This window comes from Zobellia roscoffensis, assembly GCF_015330165.1.
GTDB classification, from domain to species: Bacteria; Bacteroidota; Bacteroidia; order Flavobacteriales; family Flavobacteriaceae; genus Zobellia; species Zobellia roscoffensis.
The window spans coordinates 4,069,213-4,090,553 of sequence record NZ_JADDXT010000002.1 but is presented as its reverse complement, the minus strand read 5'-3'; the positions used below and the strand labels follow the sequence as shown (position 1 = coordinate 4,090,553).

General features: G+C 37.0%; 19 protein-coding genes and 1 tRNA gene. 9 read left to right on the top strand and 11 right to left on the bottom strand.

The window, feature by feature from the left end:
- Positions 1-5: 5 nt before the first annotated feature.
- Both IWC72_RS16535 and IWC72_RS16530 read right to left on the bottom strand, forming a co-directional pair.
- Entirely contained in the window at positions 6-1,067 is a 1,062-nt protein-coding gene (locus IWC72_RS16535) for a Glu/Leu/Phe/Val dehydrogenase (protein ID WP_194530526.1), read from the bottom strand.
- 9 nt (positions 1,068-1,076) lie between these two features.
- Entirely contained in the window at positions 1,077-2,051 is a 975-nt protein-coding gene (locus IWC72_RS16530; RefSeq protein ID WP_194530525.1) for a quinone oxidoreductase family protein, read from the bottom strand.
- Positions 2,052-2,156: 105 nt separating this feature from the next.
- Here IWC72_RS16530 and IWC72_RS16525 point away from each other — a divergent pair, with 105 nt between their 5' ends.
- Positions 2,157-2,612 (top strand): MarR family winged helix-turn-helix transcriptional regulator, encoded by a 456-nt coding sequence (locus IWC72_RS16525; RefSeq protein ID WP_226979607.1) that lies wholly within the window; start codon positions 2,157-2,159, stop codon positions 2,610-2,612.
- 286 nt (positions 2,613-2,898) lie between these two features.
- On the opposite strand, the gene IWC72_RS16520 is transcribed toward IWC72_RS16525, so the two are convergent.
- Both IWC72_RS16520 and IWC72_RS16515 read right to left on the bottom strand, forming a co-directional pair.
- A complete protein-coding gene (locus tag IWC72_RS16520) occupies positions 2,899-3,261 on the bottom strand; it encodes a hypothetical protein (RefSeq protein ID WP_194530524.1) in 363 nt (120 codons plus the stop codon).
- A 227-nt stretch (positions 3,262-3,488) separates the two neighbouring features.
- The gene (locus IWC72_RS16515) at positions 3,489-4,181 is read right to left on the bottom strand and encodes a nitroreductase family protein (protein ID WP_194530523.1); all 693 of its coding nucleotides are present in this window, start codon (positions 4,179-4,181) and stop codon (positions 3,489-3,491) included.
- A 239-nt stretch (positions 4,182-4,420) separates the two neighbouring features.
- On the opposite strand from IWC72_RS16515, the gene IWC72_RS16510 reads away from it, so the two are divergent.
- Complete coding sequence (locus tag IWC72_RS16510; RefSeq protein WP_194530522.1) at positions 4,421-5,221, top strand: DUF6503 family protein; 801 nt, start codon at positions 4,421-4,423, stop codon at positions 5,219-5,221.
- Between the two features lie 84 nt (positions 5,222-5,305).
- Here IWC72_RS16510 and IWC72_RS16505 read toward each other — a convergent pair whose 3' ends face one another.
- The 5 genes from IWC72_RS16505 to IWC72_RS16485 form a co-directional block, all read right to left on the bottom strand.
- Entirely contained in the window at positions 5,306-6,328 is a 1,023-nt protein-coding gene (locus IWC72_RS16505) for an alpha/beta fold hydrolase (RefSeq protein ID WP_194530521.1), read from the bottom strand.
- 23 nt (positions 6,329-6,351) lie between these two features.
- The gene (locus IWC72_RS16500) at positions 6,352-6,972 is read right to left on the bottom strand and encodes a hypothetical protein (RefSeq protein ID WP_194530520.1); all 621 of its coding nucleotides are present in this window, start codon (positions 6,970-6,972) and stop codon (positions 6,352-6,354) included.
- A gap of 440 nt (positions 6,973-7,412) precedes the next feature.
- The gene (locus tag IWC72_RS16495; protein ID WP_226979605.1) at positions 7,413-8,903 is read right to left on the bottom strand and encodes a sulfatase family protein; all 1,491 of its coding nucleotides are present in this window, start codon (positions 8,901-8,903) and stop codon (positions 7,413-7,415) included.
- A 219-nt stretch (positions 8,904-9,122) separates the two neighbouring features.
- Positions 9,123-9,983 (bottom strand): sigma-70 family RNA polymerase sigma factor, encoded by an 861-nt coding sequence (locus tag IWC72_RS16490; protein WP_194527276.1) that lies wholly within the window; start codon positions 9,981-9,983, stop codon positions 9,123-9,125.
- Positions 9,984-10,240: 257 nt separating this feature from the next.
- Positions 10,241-10,804 (bottom strand): DUF4494 domain-containing protein, encoded by a 564-nt coding sequence (locus IWC72_RS16485; RefSeq protein ID WP_194530518.1) that lies wholly within the window; start codon positions 10,802-10,804, stop codon positions 10,241-10,243.
- A 254-nt stretch (positions 10,805-11,058) separates the two neighbouring features.
- Here IWC72_RS16485 and IWC72_RS16480 point away from each other — a divergent pair, with 254 nt between their 5' ends.
- Both IWC72_RS16480 and IWC72_RS16475 read left to right on the top strand, forming a co-directional pair.
- Positions 11,059-11,421, top strand: coding sequence for a hypothetical protein (locus IWC72_RS16480; RefSeq protein WP_194527274.1), 363 nt, complete (start codon positions 11,059-11,061; stop codon positions 11,419-11,421).
- Between the two features lie 8 nt (positions 11,422-11,429).
- Positions 11,430-11,500: transfer RNA gene (locus IWC72_RS16475), tRNA-Cys, on the top strand.
- Positions 11,501-11,810: 310 nt separating this feature from the next.
- Here the strand turns inward: IWC72_RS16475 and IWC72_RS16470 are convergent.
- A complete protein-coding gene (locus tag IWC72_RS16470) occupies positions 11,811-12,941 on the bottom strand; it encodes a glycoside hydrolase family 26 protein (RefSeq protein ID WP_194530517.1) in 1,131 nt (376 codons plus the stop codon).
- 535 nt (positions 12,942-13,476) lie between these two features.
- Here IWC72_RS16470 and IWC72_RS16465 point away from each other — a divergent pair.
- The 5 genes from IWC72_RS16465 to IWC72_RS16445 all read left to right on the top strand — a co-directional run bounded on the left by IWC72_RS16465 (position 13,477) and on the right by IWC72_RS16445 (position 17,710).
- Positions 13,477-14,403: a hypothetical protein gene (locus IWC72_RS16465; protein ID WP_194530516.1), complete on the top strand. Its 927-nt coding sequence runs from the start codon at positions 13,477-13,479 to the stop codon at positions 14,401-14,403.
- Between the two features lie 46 nt (positions 14,404-14,449).
- Positions 14,450-15,145 carry a hypothetical protein gene (locus IWC72_RS16460; RefSeq protein ID WP_194530515.1) on the top strand — a complete coding sequence of 232 codons (696 nt, stop codon included), beginning with the start codon at positions 14,450-14,452 and terminating at the stop codon, positions 15,143-15,145.
- Between the two features lie 101 nt (positions 15,146-15,246).
- Complete coding sequence (locus IWC72_RS16455) at positions 15,247-16,278, top strand: hypothetical protein (protein WP_194530514.1); 1,032 nt, start codon at positions 15,247-15,249, stop codon at positions 16,276-16,278.
- Between the two features lie 554 nt (positions 16,279-16,832).
- Complete coding sequence (locus tag IWC72_RS16450) at positions 16,833-17,264, top strand: phage tail protein (protein WP_194530513.1); 432 nt, start codon at positions 16,833-16,835, stop codon at positions 17,262-17,264.
- Positions 17,264-17,710 (top strand): phage tail protein, encoded by a 447-nt coding sequence (locus tag IWC72_RS16445; protein WP_194530512.1) that lies wholly within the window; start codon positions 17,264-17,266, stop codon positions 17,708-17,710. Before IWC72_RS16450 ends, IWC72_RS16445 begins: the two co-directional genes overlap by 1 nt.
- Positions 17,711-17,756: 46 nt before the next feature.
- Here the strand turns inward: IWC72_RS16445 and IWC72_RS16440 are convergent, their stop codons facing one another.
- The gene (locus IWC72_RS16440) at positions 17,757-21,140 is read right to left on the bottom strand and encodes an autotransporter outer membrane beta-barrel domain-containing protein (protein WP_194530511.1); all 3,384 of its coding nucleotides are present in this window, start codon (positions 21,138-21,140) and stop codon (positions 17,757-17,759) included.
- Positions 21,141-21,341: the final 201 nt, after the last annotated feature.

Here is a 21,341-nt window from a genome sequence, read left to right as displayed (position 1 = left end):
GGTTTTTATTTATTTGTGTTGGTCTTAGCTTGGTTCATCCGGTCTTTGGCAATTTCGTCCGCTACTTCGGAAGTCGGTCGTTTTTCGTTTTTCGCTTTTTGCAAAAGGTTTAAGATGATATCGTATAAACCCGAAACCCGTTCTTTGGAGTCTTCCATTGTAGGTTTTGAGAATATTCTAGATCCCGCACCCATCATTCCACCGGCATTAATTACATAATCAGGTACATAGGTAATTCCCAATTCCATAAGTTGTTTTCCGTGTGCAGCGGTAGCCAATTGATTATTGGCAAGTCCGCAAATGGCTTTGGCCTTTATTTCATTGATAGTAGCATCATTGATAATGGCACCCATAGCACAGGGAGCAAAAATATCTACTTTGGCAGCATGTATTTCTTTAGGGGAAATGGCCATTGCTCCATAGGCTTTCACAACAAAATCCACCGCTTCTTGATTTACATCTGCCACCACTAATTGTGCACCTGCCTCATGCAAAAGTCGGGATAATTCTCTTCCTGTGGCTCCTAACCCTTGAATAGCGACCTTTTTATGTGATAGATCAGTAGAGTTCCATAAGTGCATTGCCGCGGCTCTGATGCCTGTAAATCCACCAAAAGCGGTAAACAAAGAGGGGTTGAAACCAGTAGGGTATTGGCTTGCCCTGGCAAATATAAAATCGCAATTCTCAGCTAATACATCTGCATCTTCAGGACCTACGCCTACGTCAATAGCGGTCCAATACCTTCCGTTTAAATGCTGAACATGTTTTGAGAACGCCCGTAACAATTGCTTTTTGTTAGGCGTGTTGGGGTCGGCAATAATAACACATTTGCCGCCGCCCAATGGCAGTCCTGCTATGGCATTTTTATAGCTCATACCTTCTGAGAGACGAAGTACATCTGTAAGTGCATCGTCATAGGTTTCGTAGGGATACATGCGGCATCCTCCCGCCGCAGGCCCTAAGGCGGTATTATGAATGGCGATTATGGCATGTAGGCCCACACTGGCATCATGACAATATATTACTTGCTCATGGTCATTAAAATCTTTGTGGCTGAAAACGGACATATTGTTAGTTTATGGAATGAGTACAATGGATTGGGTGAGTGTTCTAGAGGCTAGGAGCTCGTGTGCTTTTGAAGCCTCTTTCAATGGCATTTGAAGTGGTTCGGTAGTTTTGATGTCACCCTTTTCAATTGCCTTGAAGAGGGTCTGGCTCATATTCAAAAGTTCTTGCCGTTTGCGGACATAATGAAAAATCATAGGACGGGAAAGGGTAGCGGATTTCTTGGCCAGCATGGAAACCTCAAAGTTTTTGATAGGTCCTGATGATTGTCCAAAGTTCACCAAATGGCCTCCAAAATCAAGGGAAGCCAGTGAGTCGTGAAAAGTATCTTTCCCAACACTATCGTAAATGATTCTCAGGCCTGTACCGTTGGTAATATCCATAACGCGGCCATAGACATTTTCTTCCCTGTACCGTATAATATGGTCACAGCCCTTGTTTTTTGCGATTTCTGCCTTGACATCGGACCCCACTGTACCAAAAACCGTTGCGCCTTTGTTTTTTGCTTCCTGAACCAAAAGTTGACCTACACCGCCCGCAGCAGCATGCACAAGAATAGCATCACCTTTTTGAATCCGGGCCACTTTATTCGCAAGCATTTGTACCGTTAGCCCTTTCAGAATGACCGAGGCAGCGGTAACATCACTAATACTGTCGGGAATGGGGACGGCTATGGCTGCAGGAAGGCTTCGTTCAGAAGCGTAACCGCCGTAACCAGAAGTAATGTACGCAACACGGTCGCCTATAGAAAAAGAAGTAACCTCACTGCCAATTTTTGTAATGACGCCAGCACCTTCAATTCCCGGAATTCCTGGTAAAGAGAGTGTTTTATACAATCCGGAACGTACATAAATATCATGAAAATTAATACCGATTGCCGTTTGCCGAATTACAATTTCATCTGGTTTAGGTGTGATGGGAGAGAGGTCTGTTAATTTTAATACCTCTGGAGCACCATAACTGGATATTTGAATAGCTTTTGCCATATTCTTGTTTTCGGATTAGTTATAAAGGGAATAAAAAATACTTGCTTCAGGCAAATATAAATATTAATACTTGACAAAAGCAAGTAATTAATGTAAATTTGGATTATGAGATTAGAAACGATAGATCGGATACGGGCATTCAATAGATACTATGTTAGGGCGATAGGGCTCTTGGAGAATACCGTAGTCAAGAGTGGTTATACGCTTACGGAAGCACACATCATCAATGAAGTGAATGCCACACCGAACACCACAGCAACGGAAATCAATAAAATGTTGAAGCTGGACGAGGGATATTTGAGCAGGGTAATCAAAAAATTGATTTCTAAGTCCCTTTTAACAAAATCACGCTCCGCAACAGACAAACGTGCGTACGTCATTAACTTAACCGAAAAGGGAAGAGCGGAATATCAAAAACTGGATAGTCGTTCTACGGAATTAGTAGCCTCTAATATTAGCAATCTAGATAGTAAAGAGACTGTAGAACTTGCCAACCTAATGGATAGGATTCAGTTTCTTTTAGAGAAAAATACTTCGCTAGAGAAGGACGTTGTAAGCTGAGCAATTTAGCTACTCTTAAAATTCCGAAACTTCGCGTAACGACATCCTTTATTACCCCTAAAATTACAACCAAATATTTGGGATAGGAAGATTTTAAAAATTAATAAGAAGTATTACTCTTATAGAATTCTATGTAAACTTAAGTATTTGTATTAGTGCAATTTAAAATATCACAATTAAATCTAAAGATTAAGAGTCTAAATCTGTGACGTGACTGTAAAATAAGCGTTTGACTATAGCGGATTAATGTTAAACGGCTCCAGTAGAACTAATAGATATTTTTTATTTACAACAAATGCTGAATATTTTCAATATTGGCTCTATGATATGAAATGAGTCGGTTCAGAGACAGTTCGTAGCTCAACTGTTTTACGGAATCACTAAGGTCGCTTTTGACGATTTCGTCCAGATTTTCTGTCATTTCATTCACAATGGAATCTATAGTATTACCTGGGTTTACCTGAAGATTTCTGAGCATTTCTGCGGTCTGTTCTTCATGCGTACAGCTAAACTTTACGTAATTGCTCAATAGATTTTGTACTCTCGTCTTAAGAAAGCTGATATCGCTTCCATTAAAATAGTGGTTGACCTGTTTTGCGATGGCGTAGAGGTTGCTCATCTCTTTTCCTAATAAATCGTCTTTTGTCATATTTCCCGTTTAATGTGTTGTATCCATATTTGATGTTTATGGATATCACGAAAAATATACGTTCGTAGCCTCTTCTGCGGGCTCATTCCGTAAAAATAGTGACACTTTTACAAGCGGCTTATAGAACCTTCAGACATTACTCGATAATCGAGATTAAATGCTCCGAGGCTTGCCTCGAAATCAAAGTGTATTCCTTTTAATGCCTCGTGGGCTTGCCCCGAGGTAGTTTACTCATAGAACTCCGCAACTTCATCTAACGGCTTTCTTTTAATATCCGGAACGTAGGTGGGTGATTTTGGATAACCTATGGGAAGTAATAAAAACGCACGTTCATTACTAGGTCTGTTTAATAGCTTCGCCAAGAAATTCATTGGGCTAGGGGTGTGGGTCAAAGTAACCAAACCTGCATTGTGTATAGCCGTAATGAGCATTCCACTGGCAATACCTACGGATTCGTTAACGTAATAGTTATTTACTTTTTCGCCGTTCTCATCCAGGTCATGTACTTTTTTAAAAACGATAATGAGCCAAGGAGCAATTTCCAGGAAAGGTTTGTACCTATTCGTACCCATCGGTTCCAAATCCTTTTTCCAACGGTCGCTCATTCGGCTTTCGTAGCTTTCCTTTTCCTCCGCTTCCGCAGCTTCCTTAATTTGTGTTTTAAGCGCTGGGTTAGATACCGCACAGAACGTCCAAGGTTGTTTGTGCGCACCAGAAGGAGCAGTTGAAGCTGTTTTTATCAAAGTCTCTATAACCTCTTTAGGTACAGGCGTATCCGCATATTCCCGAACAGACCTTCTTTTATTTAAATAGGAATAGAGGGCCTGACTTTGTTTGAGCAATTCTTTTTGAGATAGTACATTTTCTTGGTAGAGCACATGCTTGTGACCGTTGACTATAATATGCGGTTTAGTGTCCATAGTTTTGGGTGCTATTTGGTTACGGAATAGGAATATCAAAGATATTGCTTTTTCGTGAATCCGTTTTTGAGGAGGAAAGTAGCGAAACGAACGTGCTTTTAATTGGATTCGGTTCTAGACAGAAACATCACCATAAGGATGTTTTGGAGGTGATTCGCATTAAAAAATCTATTTCCTGTAAGGTTTGTGCATGTCACAGACTAATGCTCAATTAAAAACACAATACTTAACATAGAAAGATGAATTCAAAACTTAAAAACGTATTAGCCGGAACTTTAATGGCTTTTGTAGCTGTAGGTACGGTAAATGCTCAGGAATCTGAGGCTAAAGTAACCGAGTTACTGGATGCTTTGGAAGAAGTGAATGGGGGTTACGGAACTTTAGCCGCTAAAAAAGATGTGGAATACCACTATGTGTATGACAATTTTGACAAAGGTAAAGATGTCTCCACCGAACGTTATATTTTTAATGGTGAACAGTCCTGGGGTTCGTATGACCAACATGAAATTAATTTACTGCCCAAACAAGAAGGAGTAGCGGTACAATCGCTAGTAGATAACCAGCCGGCCCTAACATTAGATGGTAAAAGTATTACCGACCCAAAAGCACTTGGAGGAACGGTTTTCTTGCGTAAGGTAAATTTTTACTGGTTTGCAATGATGTACAAGTTAACGAACCCAGGAACAAACTATAAATACCTTGGCACCGAAAAAGTGGATGATGTTACCTATGACAAAGTAAGCTTGACTTACAATGCCGATGTGACCAAAAAAGAGCAAAACGATGAATATATTCTGTATTTCAATCCAGAAACACATTTGGTAGATCAGTTTTTCTTTTCATTACCAGCCTTTGGTATCAACCAACCCATTTTAAAAATGACCTTGACTTACGAAACCGTAGATGGTGTGTTACTATCTACCGTACGTGAGAGCTATATGCCCAATAAAGAAGGGGGTTATGTAAAAAGTGGTGAGTACACTATGACGGATATAAAATTCAATAATGGTTTTAAGAAGGAAGATTTCCTTTTGAAATAGAATCAGACCAATATAATTTGTAAAAAGCCCAATCTAAGATTGGGCTTTTTTTGTACCGTTTATTAATCAAACTCTGCAACTTACTTATTTAATTCTATCAATGAACTCAAGTATCTTCTCTGCAAACAACTCCTTTTCACTGGCCATAGGACTATGGCCTGAACGTTCAAAAACCAGAAGTTCTTTATCTTCCGACCCAATATTAGCTAATGCCTCTTCCGCAAACTTAGTAGGAACTATCAAGTCATGCTTTCCAGTAATAATCAAAGATGGAATTGTAATTTCAGAAAGTCTATCGGTGTATGATATATTTTCCCATAGTCCATTGTTTGTTAGAATTTTTAAAATTTGGCCAGAGTTCCATAAGGCCATGAATACGTTGTAGTTAACTCCTATTTCATCTTCCCATTTTTCCTCATTTATAATATCATCTTCTACAAGTTGTTCTTCTGCAGTAAAGGCTTCCCGATTTAAATCAAAAAAATTATCTTCGTCATAAGTAGGTGAAACACTATCAACTAACTGCAGTACGGTTTCCCAATAGTCAACGCTATTGCCTAAAGCTATTTGTTCGTTTGCTGTTTTTGTATGGTTGGTGGTATATTCCGAGTACATTTCCCTAGGGTCATGAGACCCATCCACTTCGATCCAACCTAAAAAATCATCTTGATCTTTCAATAGCGTAGCAGTGCCTAAAGTGCCTCCCCAGCTGTGCCCCATTAAAACTATTCTAGAATCATCACCATATTTTTCTTTAATCACCTTGGTCAATGCTAGCACATCCTCGGCCATTAGATCTACAGTAACCTCTTTTTCTAAGTACTTGCCCTGGGAAACACCAGAACCGCGTTGGTCAAAATACACTACGGCATACTTTTCTTCAATTGTTTCTATAAAGGTTTTTGTCCTGTAGGTCAAACCAAAACCTCCCGGGCCTCCGTTCAATACAATCAGAAAAATTTTTTCTGTGGCGTTGCCATGAACATAAGCGGGCATATCTGCGTTTTCATGACGCACAAAAAAAGTTTCACTTAAATTATCTATCTCATCATCATTAGAACAAGAGAAAAGACTGAACAATGCAACTACTAGTAGAAGTGGCTTCATAAGGTTTAAAGTATATCTGTGCATTATTTTTTCTTTTTAAAATTAAAACGATAGCCATATTCCAAAGAAACGACCGGTAGAGAACCTGCGTTATAGTCTGTACGCACAGAAATATTTACGTTAAAATATCGCCCTGTGAGCTTTTTACCTTTTCGTTGTTTTCCAAAACCAATGGAGAGTGAGGGTGAGTAATACCCTCTACCTGCTAGAAAAACTTTATCCACATTATCCCCTTTTACTTCATAGGTTTCGGGTAAAAATGAACGGTAATATCCTAACGGATTAAATTCCACACTAATTTGTTTTCCCTTGTGATTTGTTCTGCGCCATGTTAGTCCGTAGTTCGTAAAAAGACCGGTATTTGTTTTGTTGAAAAAATTGGTGGTAGCACCCAAGTTTCCATTTAACAAAAATTGATGTGTGATGGTCTTGTCACCTCTTTTCCGCTTTTTAATCCTTGAGTTTTCTTTCCATAAGTACTCTGTACCAACGTTGATACCGTTATTCCAAAAGATGTTACCAAAATAACCTGCTTTGAATTCTGTACGATCTAAAAAAGATTCCGGCAATAGGGTTTGTTCTTTTTTTTGGGCCTGTAATTGGCTACAACCTAAAAAAAGAAATAGGGGTAGATGTTTTATCATTTCTTGATTTTAAGTCATAAATATATAGGGCCAAGAATAAAATAAATGCTAATTGTGATTTTGTTAAGTAGTAATTAACAGTGATTTATGAGATGTATTTTCTTAATAATATTCAGATTGAATAAAATTAAATTTACTAGATAATCCAGATTGATTGCTCCAAGACTTGTCTCTTAATCGTGGTATTTTCCTTTTGATGCCTAGTGGGTGTGCCCCCGAGGTAGTTTACTTTTTAAAGGATTCTTCCCTCTACATATAGATGATTTTACAACATAGGTTTATAAGGGTGAACTCTTACCTATTAGGGTCTAGATACGTAGTTTGTACATTCAAAAGGACCATACCTTTAATGTCAAGTATCTATTTTACAATAGAACATATAGAAATACCTTCCATTTTAAGTATTAATAACAAGATTTGGGAACTTGTTATTAATATCACTAAAAATCAGGATTCACCAAAACTTCACCTTCTGCTCGAGCTTTCATATAAACTGCTTTAGAGGGTCTTGGGCGTATGCGGTATTTGGTAGGCAAGCCTGTTTCCCTGAAGAAATCATCCGGAGTTCTTTCCGTAGGAAGTACATCATTAGTGGCGGTTCTGATTTTCTCCAATCTAGATTTTAAATCCTCCAATACGCTCCTGTATTCTGGGTTGCCTGCCAGGTTGTTCAGTTCGTTGGGGTCTTTGATGATGTCAAAAAGTTCATCGGTATCCCTAGGGGTAATAAAGCATTTAAGTTGCGCTTCGTTCAAGGTCCCTTTTTCTTTTTCCTCAAGCATGCTTTGCCAACCCAAACCTCTAATAATATCCGCCGAAGGTGTATTCGGTAAATCTGCATAGTAATTCTTTATGTACTTAAATTGTTTGGTACGTACTGCTCTGGTATAATCTTCATAATCATGAAAATGGTCTTCGGCATATATTTCATCGCGAATCGCTATATCATTGTTCTCCAATAAAGGCATAAAACTAAGGCCGTCAAACTCCTGTAAGGGTTCTAATCCTGCCATTTGCATAAAAGTTGGTGCTATATCCACAGAGCTAACCAATTCCGTATTGGTTTGTCCGCCTTTAATTTTTGCGGGCCATTTAATGATCCAAGGGGTTTTTATACCGCCTTCGTATAACGTAGTTTTATCTCTTGGGAAAGCTCTCCCATTATCCGAAACAAAAAGAATAATGGTATTGTTGGCTACGTTCTGCGCTTCTAATTCCGCCACTACTTTACCTATATACTCATCCATTCTAGAAACCTCATCGTAGTACAGAGCAAAGTCCTTTTTAACCCCGTCCGTATTAGGTATATAAGGCGGTAAAATCACATCTTCCGGTCCGTGTGGATTCTCAATAATACCCTCATAAAAAGGTCTGTGGGCATCAGCAGAGGCTAACCACGTAAAAAACGGCTGGTCTTTAGGCCTTTCTTGTAATAGCTTGATCCAATCATCACAACCACTACCATCGCCAACTAATCTTCTGTCCAGACCTTTTAATCCAATGTTGTCATTCCATTGCATTTCCCACAACACATCAAAATCATCGTTTACGGATTCGCCAAGGTGATATTTTCCGGCCAAACCGGTCCAGTATCCGGCATTTTTCAGCTCTTGAACAAAGGTTTTTTTGTCTTCCGGTAATGGCCAAGCCAATTGTTCGGCATCCGTATTATGGGGGTATAGTCCAGAAATAATACTGGTTCTACTTGGGCTACATGAGCTTGTGGTTAAAAAGGCATCGGTAAATAACATGCCGTCTTTTGCCAATTGGTCCAAATTGGGCGTTCTGATATTCTTATGGCCGTATGGGCCAATATCGTTCCAATTAACATCATCGGCAATAATGAAAACAATATTGGGTCTTTGGGGCGTTGTGTTTTTCGATTTTCCCTCCTGACCGATTAGTAGAATGGGTAAGCAAAAAAAAGACATATATAAAACGTACAGACTGTGATTCATGGGTGATGGTGGTTGGTTAAAACACGAATGTAGTATAATTTGTTGGCACAAAGTACGTTGAAAAAGAATAGTTGTAAGATAGACACGTAATACATATCCAATTAGGTATAGACAAAACAGTACACCCTATGTTGACAAAACAAAAGCCGACTTTTAACGAGTCGGCTTTTGTAATTATGTAAAACTGTATGTTTACAGATATGCTTTTAAAATTTCGTTCTGAGACCTATTCCTGAGCATACGGATAGATTTTTCCCTTATTTGTCTTACCCGTTCTCTTGTAATATCAAAAAGTTCACCAATTTCACTTAAACTTCTTGGGCTGCGTTCGCCAATGCCATAGTATAACTTAATAATAGCACTTTCTCTGTCCGGGAGTGTATTTAAAATATGGTCTAGATCGGTTCTTAGTGAATCGACCATCATATTAGCATCAGGGCTAGTGGCGTCTTTAGATTGAATAACGTCATATAAACTAGAAGATTCTCCTTCTTGAAAAGGGGCATCCATAGATAAATGCTTTCCAGAATTTTTCATAGCGAATTTCACTTGAGCGGCATTCATATCTAATTCCTTAGCAATTTCTATGGCGCTAGGAGGTCTTTGATGCCTTTGTTCCAAAGAAGAATGCACCTTATTGATTTTACTGATTTCGCTTATTTTGTTAAGCGGTATCCGTACCATTCGCGAGTGATTGGAAATGGCCTGTAATATGGATTGTCTGATCCACCATACGGCATAGGAGATAAATTTAAATCCTCTCGTTTCATCAAAACGTTTGGCTGCTTTTACCAAACCAATATTACCTTCATTGATCAGGTCAGAAAGTCGTAATCCGCTTCCTTGGTATTGTTTTGCCGTAGAAACTACGAACCGTAGATTGGCATTTACTAATCTATTAAGGGCAACATCATCTCCTTCACGAATTTTTCTTGTTAGTTCCACTTCTTCCTCTGGGGTAATCAAATCAATTTTTGATATTTCTTGAAAGTACTTTTCTAAGGATTTAGTGTCTCTGTTTGTAATTTGTTTCGTGATTTTCAGTTGCCTCATATATTTATTTTATTTTGTTACCTTATAATACAGTATTTATTGCAATAATCCTAATGATTATTCAAATTGTTTAAAAATTTTTCAAAGAATTTTCAATTTTACATCGATTCGACCAATTAAATTTAAATTAAAATAGAGAAAGGGCAACTTATGCGTATAAACAGGAAAATCAACTATGAAAACGAAATGTCCAAACATAAAAAAAGGCTGTCTAACAGATGATTGGACAGCCTTTTTTAATGTATATTTTTAGAGAACTACTCTTCTTCACTTTCTACTAGCACATCGGCCATCTCCAGTTTTTCATCCATTTCAAGATTTACGGGAACAGAATCTTTTAACGCATTGAATTTCTCCAAGCGCTTCAGTTCATCTTCTTCACCAGAAAAATAAGGGAATACATCCATAATTGGGGATTCTGAAATAGCAGGTATGGTATACTCGCCCATGGTATCCTTCATAACACCAACCGTATTGTCATACGCTTCTTTTACATCATTTGCCTGTACCAATAGGTATTGATTCGTTTTACGCTCTTTACCACTTTCCTCATCAAAAGCGATCAAAGATACTCTAGACTTAAACCAGCGGTCAGAATTTTCAAAAGGGTGGATCTCTGCGTAGTTTGCCACTTTTATATTGGTAATCTTAATTTCATCGGTATCACTTAAGTAAACGGACATTTCTTCGGTTATTCTACTTTCGGCTTCCGTATACGAAATAGCATCCACCAAAAAAGGCTCTGTCTTTACCTTTTGTGTACCTGATGTTTCATCAAGTTTTCTATATTTCACTTTGCATTCATACCACGTTGCACTCATATCTTTTTCTTTTAGGGGAACCAAATATAAGATTATGCATGTGCTGATAATATCAAATAATCGAATAGATATTCACAATTTAAAATCGATTTTTATATTCCTTTTAGCTTGAGACAGTTAACATTTTAATGATTCTTACAAATGCAAGAAATTGAGGCGTAAGGGAATGTCAAAGTTTAGATAAAAGAGTATTAACTTTGTCGGATAATTGGTTTGTCAATTAAGATACTATCCAATTGATATGAACGTATACCATGGATAAAGCAGAATTTTTTGATAAAAATATCTTTCAGAACTTAAAGAACCTTAATACTGGTTTTGACTCTGATTCAACACAGTACTTTTCTGAAGCAGATTTTGAAACCGTTTTAGAACGGATAGAAAATTTTGGAATTGGGATTTACGAAATAAAACCTAGGTTAGAAGAAGATTTTCTAGAAGTAAAAGTAAATGAAGATTACAGAAAAAAGGCGACTGATGCAAAATGGTATAAAAGGGCTTTTTCTGATTATAAGAAACAACACGCTAACTTGAAGTTTTCTGCAAGTTATAAAGTATCGGATAAGTTACTTAATAGGCAGAATTCCTCAGATGACGAGGAGCTAAGCAAAAAATAAGTAAAAAGGGCATTGTGGCTGAATGGCTAGGCAAAACTCTGCAAGGGTCTTTATAGTGGTTCGAATCCATTCGATGCCTCAAATGATATTTATTTCTAAGAGAAACCAACACCTTGATTTAGAGGCAAACCTCGGAGCATTTAATCTCGATTATCAAGTAAAGCATACTTAAGGTAGTCTATAAAATTTTGTAAAGGGGTGTTCTTTTTAAAAGGTTTGTGTTTTATACGTTTTAAAGCAAAAAAATCCGAGTTATTTACAAGAAGAGCTGTTGGTATTGAAAATATGTTGGCTGCAAGGTATCTACTAAACCATGACAAACACGCTAAATTGACAAATTAGTTAAACAAAGGTGACAACACCAATTAAACATAACTAGCTAGATATGCCTATTTAATATCCCTGTTAAGCAGAATAACATTTTTGTCTACAAACTCCTTAAAAGAATTTTCAGAAGAATGCCCCACATAGGGAACATAAAAATGGGTTTTAACGGCGTTACGCCAAACTAGGGTGTAGGTTATTCCGCTGCTTCTTATAGCTTTATATAAATTTTCTGTATACCAATCGTGTTGCGGTAAGTTCTCGAGGCCAGTTTCGGTAAGCGCAAAAAGCATGTTCTTTTCCATGGCTATGCGCTCAACAATCTTTAAATTATGGAGTGCCTTCTGTAAAAAATCACCATTGCTAAAATCATAAATATCAATACCCAAGAGGTCTACATAAACATCACCAGGATAATTTTGTAAATATTCTTCCCTGTGAGAAAATGAATTTGGAGCATATAGGTACAGTAAATTATGAACGTTAAAATCTTCCGTTAGAATTGTGACCGTATCCCTGAACAATTGCTTAAACTCTTCTGTTGTTCTTAGGCCTTCTCCCCAAAAGAAAAAATTGCCGTTCATCTCATGCCACGGCCTAAACAAAATGGGAATAGGATTTCCGTTAGAATCCTTTAAATCATTGAAAAATAGGGCCAAACGTTCCATATGCTGAAGAAACACTTTACGATGAGTCCCATTTTCCAACATTTGAGACACGGCAGAAACCCTATCAAACGAGTTTTTCCCTGTTATGGGGTTGCTTGCATGCCAAGAGACGGTGATGATACTTCCGTTTTCGTGAGCGTTAACAATCCATTCCTTTCTATAATCCCTGATGGAAGAATCCGGATTTAATGGGTCGTTTAGTTCCAAACCCTCTAAATCAAATCCAACAATGGCGGGGTGATCATTGGCCACAATACTAAAGTCACTTTCCAGGCTATTGGGGTCAAACGTTTCAATGCTACCACCAATGGCTTCTTGCTGACCAAAAGCAATGCCTTGTTGCGTTATAGACCGTAGTCGTGTGTGTAGGTCTTTTGCTTCTTGAACCAAGTTGGGGTCGGTAAATGAAACCTCACCAACCACTTCGGCCGGAATACGAATGGCATTGGGATCAAATAAATTATCATCGGAAGTACAGCTGAAACAAAGAAAGACACTGAAAATCACAACCACCAAATCCTTATTCATCAGCGCTTTTTTAAACTGTGTCGTGAAAAGAAAGACAAACTAACCGAAAAAAGCCATATTTCCACTAAAGCACACGCATGGGGTAATGGCTATTTTATTGGTCAAATGAGTAGAGACGATACCCTAAACGAATAAACTTAAAGAAGCCGTAAAGGTTTAAAATTTATGAATTGTTTAGGAATAGACGTCTAATAGTAATCAGATTAGGGAAATCACCTCGGGGTATTTAGTCATTAGTATTGAGTTAAGATGTTCTAGTTTCAACTATTTTATAACAAGCATAAAACCAAATACGCCTATGCTTGCTCGGGTATAACCTCAGATGGTGAAATACCTTATATTTTAAATGTTTATAGTAGTGTATCCTTTTGTATAGTAAGTTTTAAAAGAGCTATCCTGAAGATCTTCAAAATTTCCTACAACACATTTAACATATTTGTCATCTTTTTCTTATAAAATCACAACAAAAATTACTACTAAGTTGATTTTGTAGATACTTTCACTCTGCACTATTACCAAGAACCTGTTACTATTCATGAAATATTCCGTTTTCATAGCATTAGTATTCTATACATGTCTCACTTTGGGGCAAGTTAAAATAGGCGATAATATCAGTACAATTAATGAAGCATCCATTTTAGAATTAGATAGTCAAACCAAGGCCTTTGTTCCTACACGTATAACTAATGAACAAATGAATGCAATCACACCTTTAAAAGGGGCATTGATTTACAATACAGATTATGACTGCATATTTGCTTTTGATGGTGTACTTTGGAAAAACCTTTGTAATTCCGGGGTGGTTGTTACTACGGCTCCTTCCGCACCGACCGATAATTTTGCTGGAGATATTTGGATAGAAGAAGCATCTAACAAGGTAAATATTTGGAACGGGTTTGAGTGGATCCTTACAAATTCGAACCCAACAAGCGGGGAGGGGTTACCCAATAGTATGACTGTGAACAACCCCGTAGCAGGAGATATTTATGTAGACGAGACCTCTGGAAATATATTTGCGTATAACGGCACTATGTGGCAAGAAAATGGTATTTATAATGTTGAAAATGGCCTCACTATTACCTCCTCAAGAAGTATAGGACTGGGCGGGAATTTAACCCGGCCAACCGTCATAACCACTAGTAACACTAATACGTTGGCTATTGAAGGACTTTCTGATATAACCCATACCGATGTAAAAATACTTACGGTAGATAATACAACCGGTGTAGTGCATAGCGCCGCTCCCAACTCATTTCTACAAAGAGAAGAGCTAACGATCATTGCTGTTAATGGGCAACAAGAATTTACCACTCCGTTAACGATTACGGATTCTAAAAAAATATCAGTCTATAGAAACGGGATTAAAATAGACTTTGATGCTTTGGGAACTAACCTTATAAAACTAGAAACCAATGTAATATGCTATGAAAATGATGAAATTAGAATAGTTCAATTTTTTTAAACACCTATAAATCAATCTTAATATTCACTTTTAAAATAAAAATAACATGAAAAACTCTACGTATCAAAACGCATTAAAAACAGGGATATTCGCTCTTATTCTGCTAACCTTTGGTATAACAAACGCGCAACAAACTACTGGAGATACCGCTAAACAAGGTGATATTGTTCCAGGAACTACAGTTACCGCTGGTGCAGTACGTGTAGTAGACAACAAAGGAACTATTAAGTACCTACAATCTATGAATGGTGTAACCATGCTTTCCAATACTACAAATAATGTAACTACAACAACGTGGCAATTGGGAGGTACACTTACAGATGATACTTTTATAGATGCAGATGGAAATGTTTTTGGTCTTGACGGTATTGAACTGATTACTACAGAAACTGCTTCAACAGATGCAACTACAGAATCTGATCATGGTACAGGTACAGGGTACACTATTTTGGTAAGAGATGAGGCTACAGGAGCAACTAAAAAATTATTAGCAACAGATTTACTTCAAAGCGGGCAAGAGAGTTTTACGGCCACTGCAGCACAAGTAGCATATCCTTTGACCGGTAGTCCGGTATTGCCAGCTTTTAGCCAAGTATGGGTATACAGAAATGGAGCTAAATTGATTGCGAATGTAGATTATACCATTGCAGCATCTACCGTTACTCTGGTACCAAATACTACCGTTCCAAATGATTGGTCTGTTTATGCAGGTGATATTGTAGAAGTACAATTTGTTAAATAAGATGCGATAACGTCATTATTTTTCAGGATTTAAAAGAAACAATTCGTCACTAAACCATTCGAGTAATACTATCTATTATCATATCGCGAATCATATATCGTTTGAGTACTATCATCATTCTAGTTTTTCAAACTGGGGTGTATGCTCAAGAAACAATGGCCATCAACCACAAGGGAACTCAGGTAAGTGTGAGAAATACTATTGTCACTGCAGCTCCTATTGCTCCAAGTGACCCATTGCAAAATGATATTTGGTTTGATACCGTTGCCGAAGTAACAAAAATATATAACGGTACGGTTTGGTTGACAATAAACTTAGATGCTTTGTCCAAAAAAGAGGATAGTGTCAATAAATCAACCGATACCAACTTAGCAGATGCCACTAATACAAAGTTCCCAACAGAACTTGCTGTAAAAACCTATGTGGACACGAAATTTACCGCATCGGTAGATGATGATATTACGGCAGTTTCTTTTGATGGAGCAAACCTTACGGTAGATGAAGGAGCTACATCGTTTAGTACAGACCTATCTAGTCTTAAGGATAGTGATTGGTTTCAAGAGGCATCCGGTAATACCGCAACGAATATCAATCAGAATATCTATACTATGGGAAATGTTGGTATTGGCACCAATAGTCCTAATGCCCAACTAGATATAGAAAGTACCGGAGTTCCGTTAAATATAAAACCAAGTACGGCAACTCCTACCGGCACACAGACCGGTCAAATATTTATGGATGATGAGGGTATTCTGTATACTTATGACGGCAGTAGAAGTAAATGGCTTAGTGTGGATAGACAAAACTTGACTTGGGCTAGAGGTATTATTGCTACCAATCAATATTTAACAGCTCACAATTCCCTCTCAAGTGCCAACGGTTACCGTATGCTTCGCGATGCTACTATTACAGGAATTACTGCACAGGCCAATGCTTTAGGTAGTTGGAGCCTTTTAATCCTGAAAAATAATTCTAGCACTTCCATAGCCTATATTACACTTTCAGGAGAAGCAGGCAAACATGCGCGCAACTTGAATGTAGATATAAATGAGGGCGATTATATACAAGCATACTGTCTTGGTCTATTAGTTAACAATCCACTTGGTACTATAGAATTTGCATGGCGAAAATAAGTTTTGTTCTGATTAATGGAATACTTCTTAGAAGTCATATACCCTATTAGATTGTTATTTAGTTATCCATAGTCTAATTATTTCTCCATTCTTATCTGCTGGTCGCACATCGTTTCCTTTAGAAGCGGTAAAATCAATAGTGACCCTGTAATTTTTATTAAGAGCATCACGCAATAGAATTACTAGAAGAGTAATCCCCAAAATTCTTAATTAATTAATTTACTCGAATATTGTTTAGGGGTGTACAAAAATGATATTGAAGGTCCAATTAAAAAAATGGCTTTCGAAGGGGTAAAGTTAGCTTTCTAATGGTTGGGGAAAAGGTACTATTGTGAAGAGAATTTTGCTACAAAGGGTCCATATACACACTAATTCTATCAACACATACATATTTCATTTAAAAAGAAAAGGCTAAGCTTATTTTCGTTGTAATAATTTTCTGGAATTTATAGATTTTATATAAGCGAGAACAGGAATTCATTTTTATCTCTTCGTTGTGCAGTTGTATTATACAGTTTACTTATAAAAGTTAATTAGAACATAAAACAATCATTATGGCAGAAAATGCATTAGTTAATTTTCATTTTAAAGTCGAATGGGGAGGCACTAGAATCGGTTTTACCGAGGTCACTGGTTTAGATATTGAACAAGAGGTTCTTGAATACCGTGAGGGTGCTAGTCCAAAAGATGCTCCATTAAAAATTCCCGGTTTGCGGCGCTATTCCAATATTATACTAAAGAGAGGTGTTTTTAAATCTGATAACGAGTATTACGAATGGCTAAATACCATTCAATTGAATAGTGTGGAAAAACGAGATATTACCATCTCGCTTTTAAATGAAAGTCATGAACCCGTAGTAGTATGGGTTGTAAAATCTGCATGGCCCATAGGCCTTAAATCTACAAACCTGCATAGCACTAATAGCGAAATAGCTATTGAGACTTTAGAGATTGCTCATGAAGGTCTAAGAATTGAACATACATAGTGGCAGTCTTAAATACATATCCGCCGTTAAATACGCACTTTGTTGTGGATTTCCATAACAATAAATATGGTTTAGACCATAAATTTCAATCTGTAGATGGACTTAGCGTAAAGCTTGTAAAAGATGACACGCGTAAAGAGCCCATAGCTCAATTTCAAGATATTGTTTTAAAGCGAGCTTACGAACCAAACTCTAAACTTCTTGCCTGGTGTATGGATACTATCAATAATAAAAAATATGTCCATGAAAATTTCACTGTTAAATTGTTAGATGCTAAACATGAGGTTATTAGCGCTTGGGTTATTGAGCAAGCTTTACCTATAGGCTGGAATATTGAGGAGCTTCATGCGCAAGACACTAAAATACTAATAGAAACCATTACGTTCAAATACAGTTATTTTCAGATTTTAAATAGTAAGGGTCAGAAAATCTCACCAAAAAACTAGGCTAGAACAGTTTATAAAATTCTTGGCAATTGTTCTTACTATATTATTACTGTGAACATCTACCTGAATAAATGTCACTAGTAGTAGGGTTGTAAGCATTCTCCTCAATCAAAACCTCAGTATATGTTCCGTTCTTAATTAAGTTTGTTATACCACAAAAATTAGTTAGTGAATAGTTGCCGCCGTATATCAAATTGAAATCTTCATCATAGGATGCACCAATTATAATTTTGTCGCCTACGGAGATAAGTTTTTCTAAGCCATTTAATGAGGTGATTCCGTTTTCGTGCAGTGATAAAGCTGCTCCAATTGAAGTGATATTTTCCAAATCTAGAATAGAGTTAAGTCGCGAATTGTTCCAAATAGCTACATTGTATAGGACCGAAGTAATAGTATTCAAACCCTTTACAGATGTAAGTTGACTGTTTTTGGAAATACTCAAATGACCTTGAATCTCAGTTATATTTTCTAACCCTTCAAGAGAGATGAGTTTTGCATTATTTCTAATTTCTAAATCACCTTTTATTGTGGTAACATTGTCTAGACCACTAAATGTAGTAAGTTCAGGATTAGCCCCTATTTGCAGACCAACAGTATTATAGGCACTACCTGATAAAACAAGGCCATGACCAATAGAAGTAAGATTATCTAACCCGCTTAACGAGGTAAGATTCCTATTTTGAGTAATGATCAGGGCAAGTTCAATTGATGAAATATTATCTAGACCTGCTAGCGAAGTAATACTGTTATAAGATATCCGCAACTCACCATTGATTTCAGTTATATTTTCTAGACCTGTTAACGAAGTTAGTGCACTGTTATTAGTGATAGTAACGTAACGACCTCCTATAGATGTAACATTACCCAGTCCTGTAAGAACGTTAAGATTGTTGTTGTTTGAAATGGTTAAACGGTTCCCTATAGAAGTGAGATTTTGTAAACCTTGTAAATTGGTTATGGCGGTTTTAGAAATTGTCAAAGACCCTCCAATTTTTGTCAAATAATCTAAGTTTGCAAGAGAGGTAATGGTTGGCGTAGCACTATCCTCTATAATTACATCACCCGTAACTTCAGTATAGCCAATGGTTCCAAAATTTTCTACTTCAGCTTGGGTAGTCAACGTAATAGAACCTTCATAAATACCTCCACTTTGAGCGTGTTCATCACAATCTCCATTATAAAGGTCATTATAGGTTGGGTTGTATTGGTTATCCGAAATTCTGACATCACCATGGGTACCATTAGTAATTAAATTGGTTAAAGCACAAAAATTAGATAAACTTGAGTTAGGACGAAAACTAGTACCAATAAATAGTATGTCACCAATTGAATTTAGATTTTCTAAACCTGTTAGTGTCGTAAGTAACGGGTTGCCATTAATTCTAAAATTTCTTCCAACGGAATTTAGACTTTCTAGCCCTTCAATTGTAGTTAGTTTATCATTATCTTGAATAGTTAAGTCAAGCCCAACTGACGTTATATTTTGTAAACCTTGGAGGTTCGTTAGATTTAGATGATTGGTAACATATAAGTTTTCATCAATAGTGGTCAAATTTTCTAGTCCCGTTAGTGCGGTAAGGTTCTGATTGCTATTAATTATAATACTACCAGCAGAAGTTAGACTTTCTAAACCAGTTAATGTGGTAAGGTTTTTGTTAATATCAATCCATAAAAGACCACCTACAGAGGTTAGATTTTCAAGTGCGGCTAAAGACGTAAGATTTGAATTCTGAAGAAGTGAAAAATCACCACCAATTGTTTCTAGTTTTTCTAAACCTATCAAGTTCTGAACTCCAGATTTTATATACAAGTTTCCTCCTATAGCGGTTAAGGTTGCTAAGCTTTCCAAAGAAAAAATATGTTCTTTTCCTTCTAGCTTTATATCTCCGGTAATCTCACTATACCCAAAAGCACCAAAAGCATCTAGTTCTTCTTGGGTAGTTAAAGTTATAGACCCTTCAAATACGCTGCTTGCTTCACCAGGACACGTTTGTAATTGTCCTAAATTGGTAATGCCATTTTCAATAATAGTTAGGGTAGTTTCATCAGAAACTTCATTAGTATCCAAGTCAATTACAACCATGCTATAGTTTCCTTCTTTACAATATACGAGTTGCTGTTCAATTTCACCATTACGTATGGGAAGAATTTTAGAATCATCGCTGTTATTGGTTGAATATAAAAGGGCATATCCATTAGTTAAAGGTGCATTACTACAATTAGTTACAGTACTAACCAGAGTAGTAAAAGCGGAATCCGCCAATTCGGTAACATTAATTGTAATAGATGGACTATCCTCTAAAAAAGGCCCAATTTCTATAGATGCTTCCGGTTTTTCATTATCACAATCTCCAAGCAGGGTAACGGTAAGTTTTTCATTCTTCGGAAATAAACCACAGTTTAAACCCTGCTCGTCTGTAGTGCTGGTATATATAAGCTGGTCATCTGATGATGTTGTAATCTTAAAACGGGTATTTGGTAGAATAACGTCTTTTTTCAATTCAAAACATGCTCTAATAGAGTTGAGAGGTAAATCACAGTTCCACCAAGTAAAATGGGTTACTTCTGCAACGTACATTCCATCAATAGTTGTGGCAACTCCTTGTTCTTTCCAATACCCGACCGTTTCATCAAAATACCAAAGAGGAATGGTTGAAGGCGCATTTGGCGTTGTAGTAGAAACGGGAAAATGTAATACTGCAGGGGTGTCTTCGGATATATTTAAAACCTCTCCAGCAGGGGAGTATAAGTTAATGGCTAACATGCCATAAGTTTCCATAGCGGATGGCTCATTGTTTTCCCTTTTACCAAAAAGAGAACCTGGCATTTGAGAAAATGTAGTCGTTTGGTTCGGTTCCAAATAATGTATGGATACCTCAACTTTTCCGGAATATTCGGCACCGGAAGCATCTATAAAACTACCGGCAAAATTTACCTTGGCTCCATTTGGTAAACTCACTTCTGATGCTTTTCCTGTATTTATCGTCTCAATGCTATTCCTTTTAAGAAGAGTTATGTTAGCAACATTACTGCCATTGGAAGAAGGAACTATAGTTCTGGAACCTAAAATATATGTTGCTTTTTCAGCTTTAATAAATGCGAATTTCTCGTGTACCGCAACCTCACTTAAGCTAAAAACACCATTAACATCAGTTAATGTTGTTTGGTTACCAATGGTAATTTTGACTTTTTCCAAGGATGTTCCGTCAATATCAGTAATTTTTCCAATGAAACTACTGGTTTGCTGGCTCCCGAAATTTTTTGCAGCAAATTCTTGGTCTGTACTCGCTATGATATCCACATTTGCGGTATCAACAGCAATCGTGTCATTTTTAATTGGGTCTATAGAGACCTTTTCTAATTCATGGTCGTCATTAGTACAAGAAATGAGAATTGCAAATAATATAATTATGGTAAGTAGGTATTTCATGGGGAAGATTGTTCAGTTAGAATTAGTTGGTCGGGTGTTATTTCTTTGGTAACCAAATAGCCTGTATTTAACTTAAAAACTGTTAAAATATTGCAGTAAGTACTGTGTTTACATGATTATTGGATAGAACTATTTGCTTAAAATAGATAGCTACAAATAGACAATGAATGGTTTCGGTATTGATGATGGGGAAATATTACA

Bases quoted from the DNA above. Each gene is read 5' to 3' on its own strand.
- IWC72_RS16460 (WP_194530515.1), top strand. From the start codon at position 14,450: ATGAAAAACTCTACGTATCAAAACGCATTAAAAACAGGGATATTCGCT.
- IWC72_RS16485 (WP_194530518.1), bottom strand. From the start codon at position 10,804: ATGAGTGCAACGTGGTATGAATGCAAAGTGAAATATAGAAAACTTGAT.
- IWC72_RS16535 (WP_194530526.1), bottom strand. From the start codon at position 1,067: ATGTCCGTTTTCAGCCACAAAGATTTTAATGACCATGAGCAAGTAATA.
- IWC72_RS16515 (WP_194530523.1), bottom strand. From the start codon at position 4,181: ATGGACACTAAACCGCATATTATAGTCAACGGTCACAAGCATGTGCTC.
- IWC72_RS16490 (WP_194527276.1), bottom strand. From the start codon at position 9,983: ATGAGGCAACTGAAAATCACGAAACAAATTACAAACAGAGACACTAAA.
- IWC72_RS16470 (WP_194530517.1), bottom strand. From the start codon at position 12,941: ATGAATAAGGATTTGGTGGTTGTGATTTTCAGTGTCTTTCTTTGTTTC.
- IWC72_RS16500 (WP_194530520.1), bottom strand. From the start codon at position 6,972: ATGATAAAACATCTACCCCTATTTCTTTTTTTAGGTTGTAGCCAATTA.
- IWC72_RS16465 (WP_194530516.1), top strand. From the start codon at position 13,477: ATGAAATATTCCGTTTTCATAGCATTAGTATTCTATACATGTCTCACT.
- IWC72_RS16530 (WP_194530525.1), bottom strand. From the start codon at position 2,051: ATGGCAAAAGCTATTCAAATATCCAGTTATGGTGCTCCAGAGGTATTA.
- IWC72_RS16480 (WP_194527274.1), top strand. From the start codon at position 11,059: ATGGATAAAGCAGAATTTTTTGATAAAAATATCTTTCAGAACTTAAAG.
- IWC72_RS16440 (WP_194530511.1), bottom strand. From the start codon at position 21,140: ATGAAATACCTACTTACCATAATTATATTATTTGCAATTCTCATTTCT.
- IWC72_RS16505 (WP_194530521.1), bottom strand. From the start codon at position 6,328: ATGAAGCCACTTCTACTAGTAGTTGCATTGTTCAGTCTTTTCTCTTGT.
- IWC72_RS16525 (WP_226979607.1), top strand. From the start codon at position 2,157: ATGAGATTAGAAACGATAGATCGGATACGGGCATTCAATAGATACTAT.
- IWC72_RS16450 (WP_194530513.1), top strand. From the start codon at position 16,833: ATGGCAGAAAATGCATTAGTTAATTTTCATTTTAAAGTCGAATGGGGA.
- IWC72_RS16510 (WP_194530522.1), top strand. From the start codon at position 4,421: ATGAATTCAAAACTTAAAAACGTATTAGCCGGAACTTTAATGGCTTTT.
- IWC72_RS16495 (WP_226979605.1), bottom strand. From the start codon at position 8,903: ATGTCTTTTTTTTGCTTACCCATTCTACTAATCGGTCAGGAGGGAAAA.
- IWC72_RS16520 (WP_194530524.1), bottom strand. From the start codon at position 3,261: ATGACAAAAGACGATTTATTAGGAAAAGAGATGAGCAACCTCTACGCC.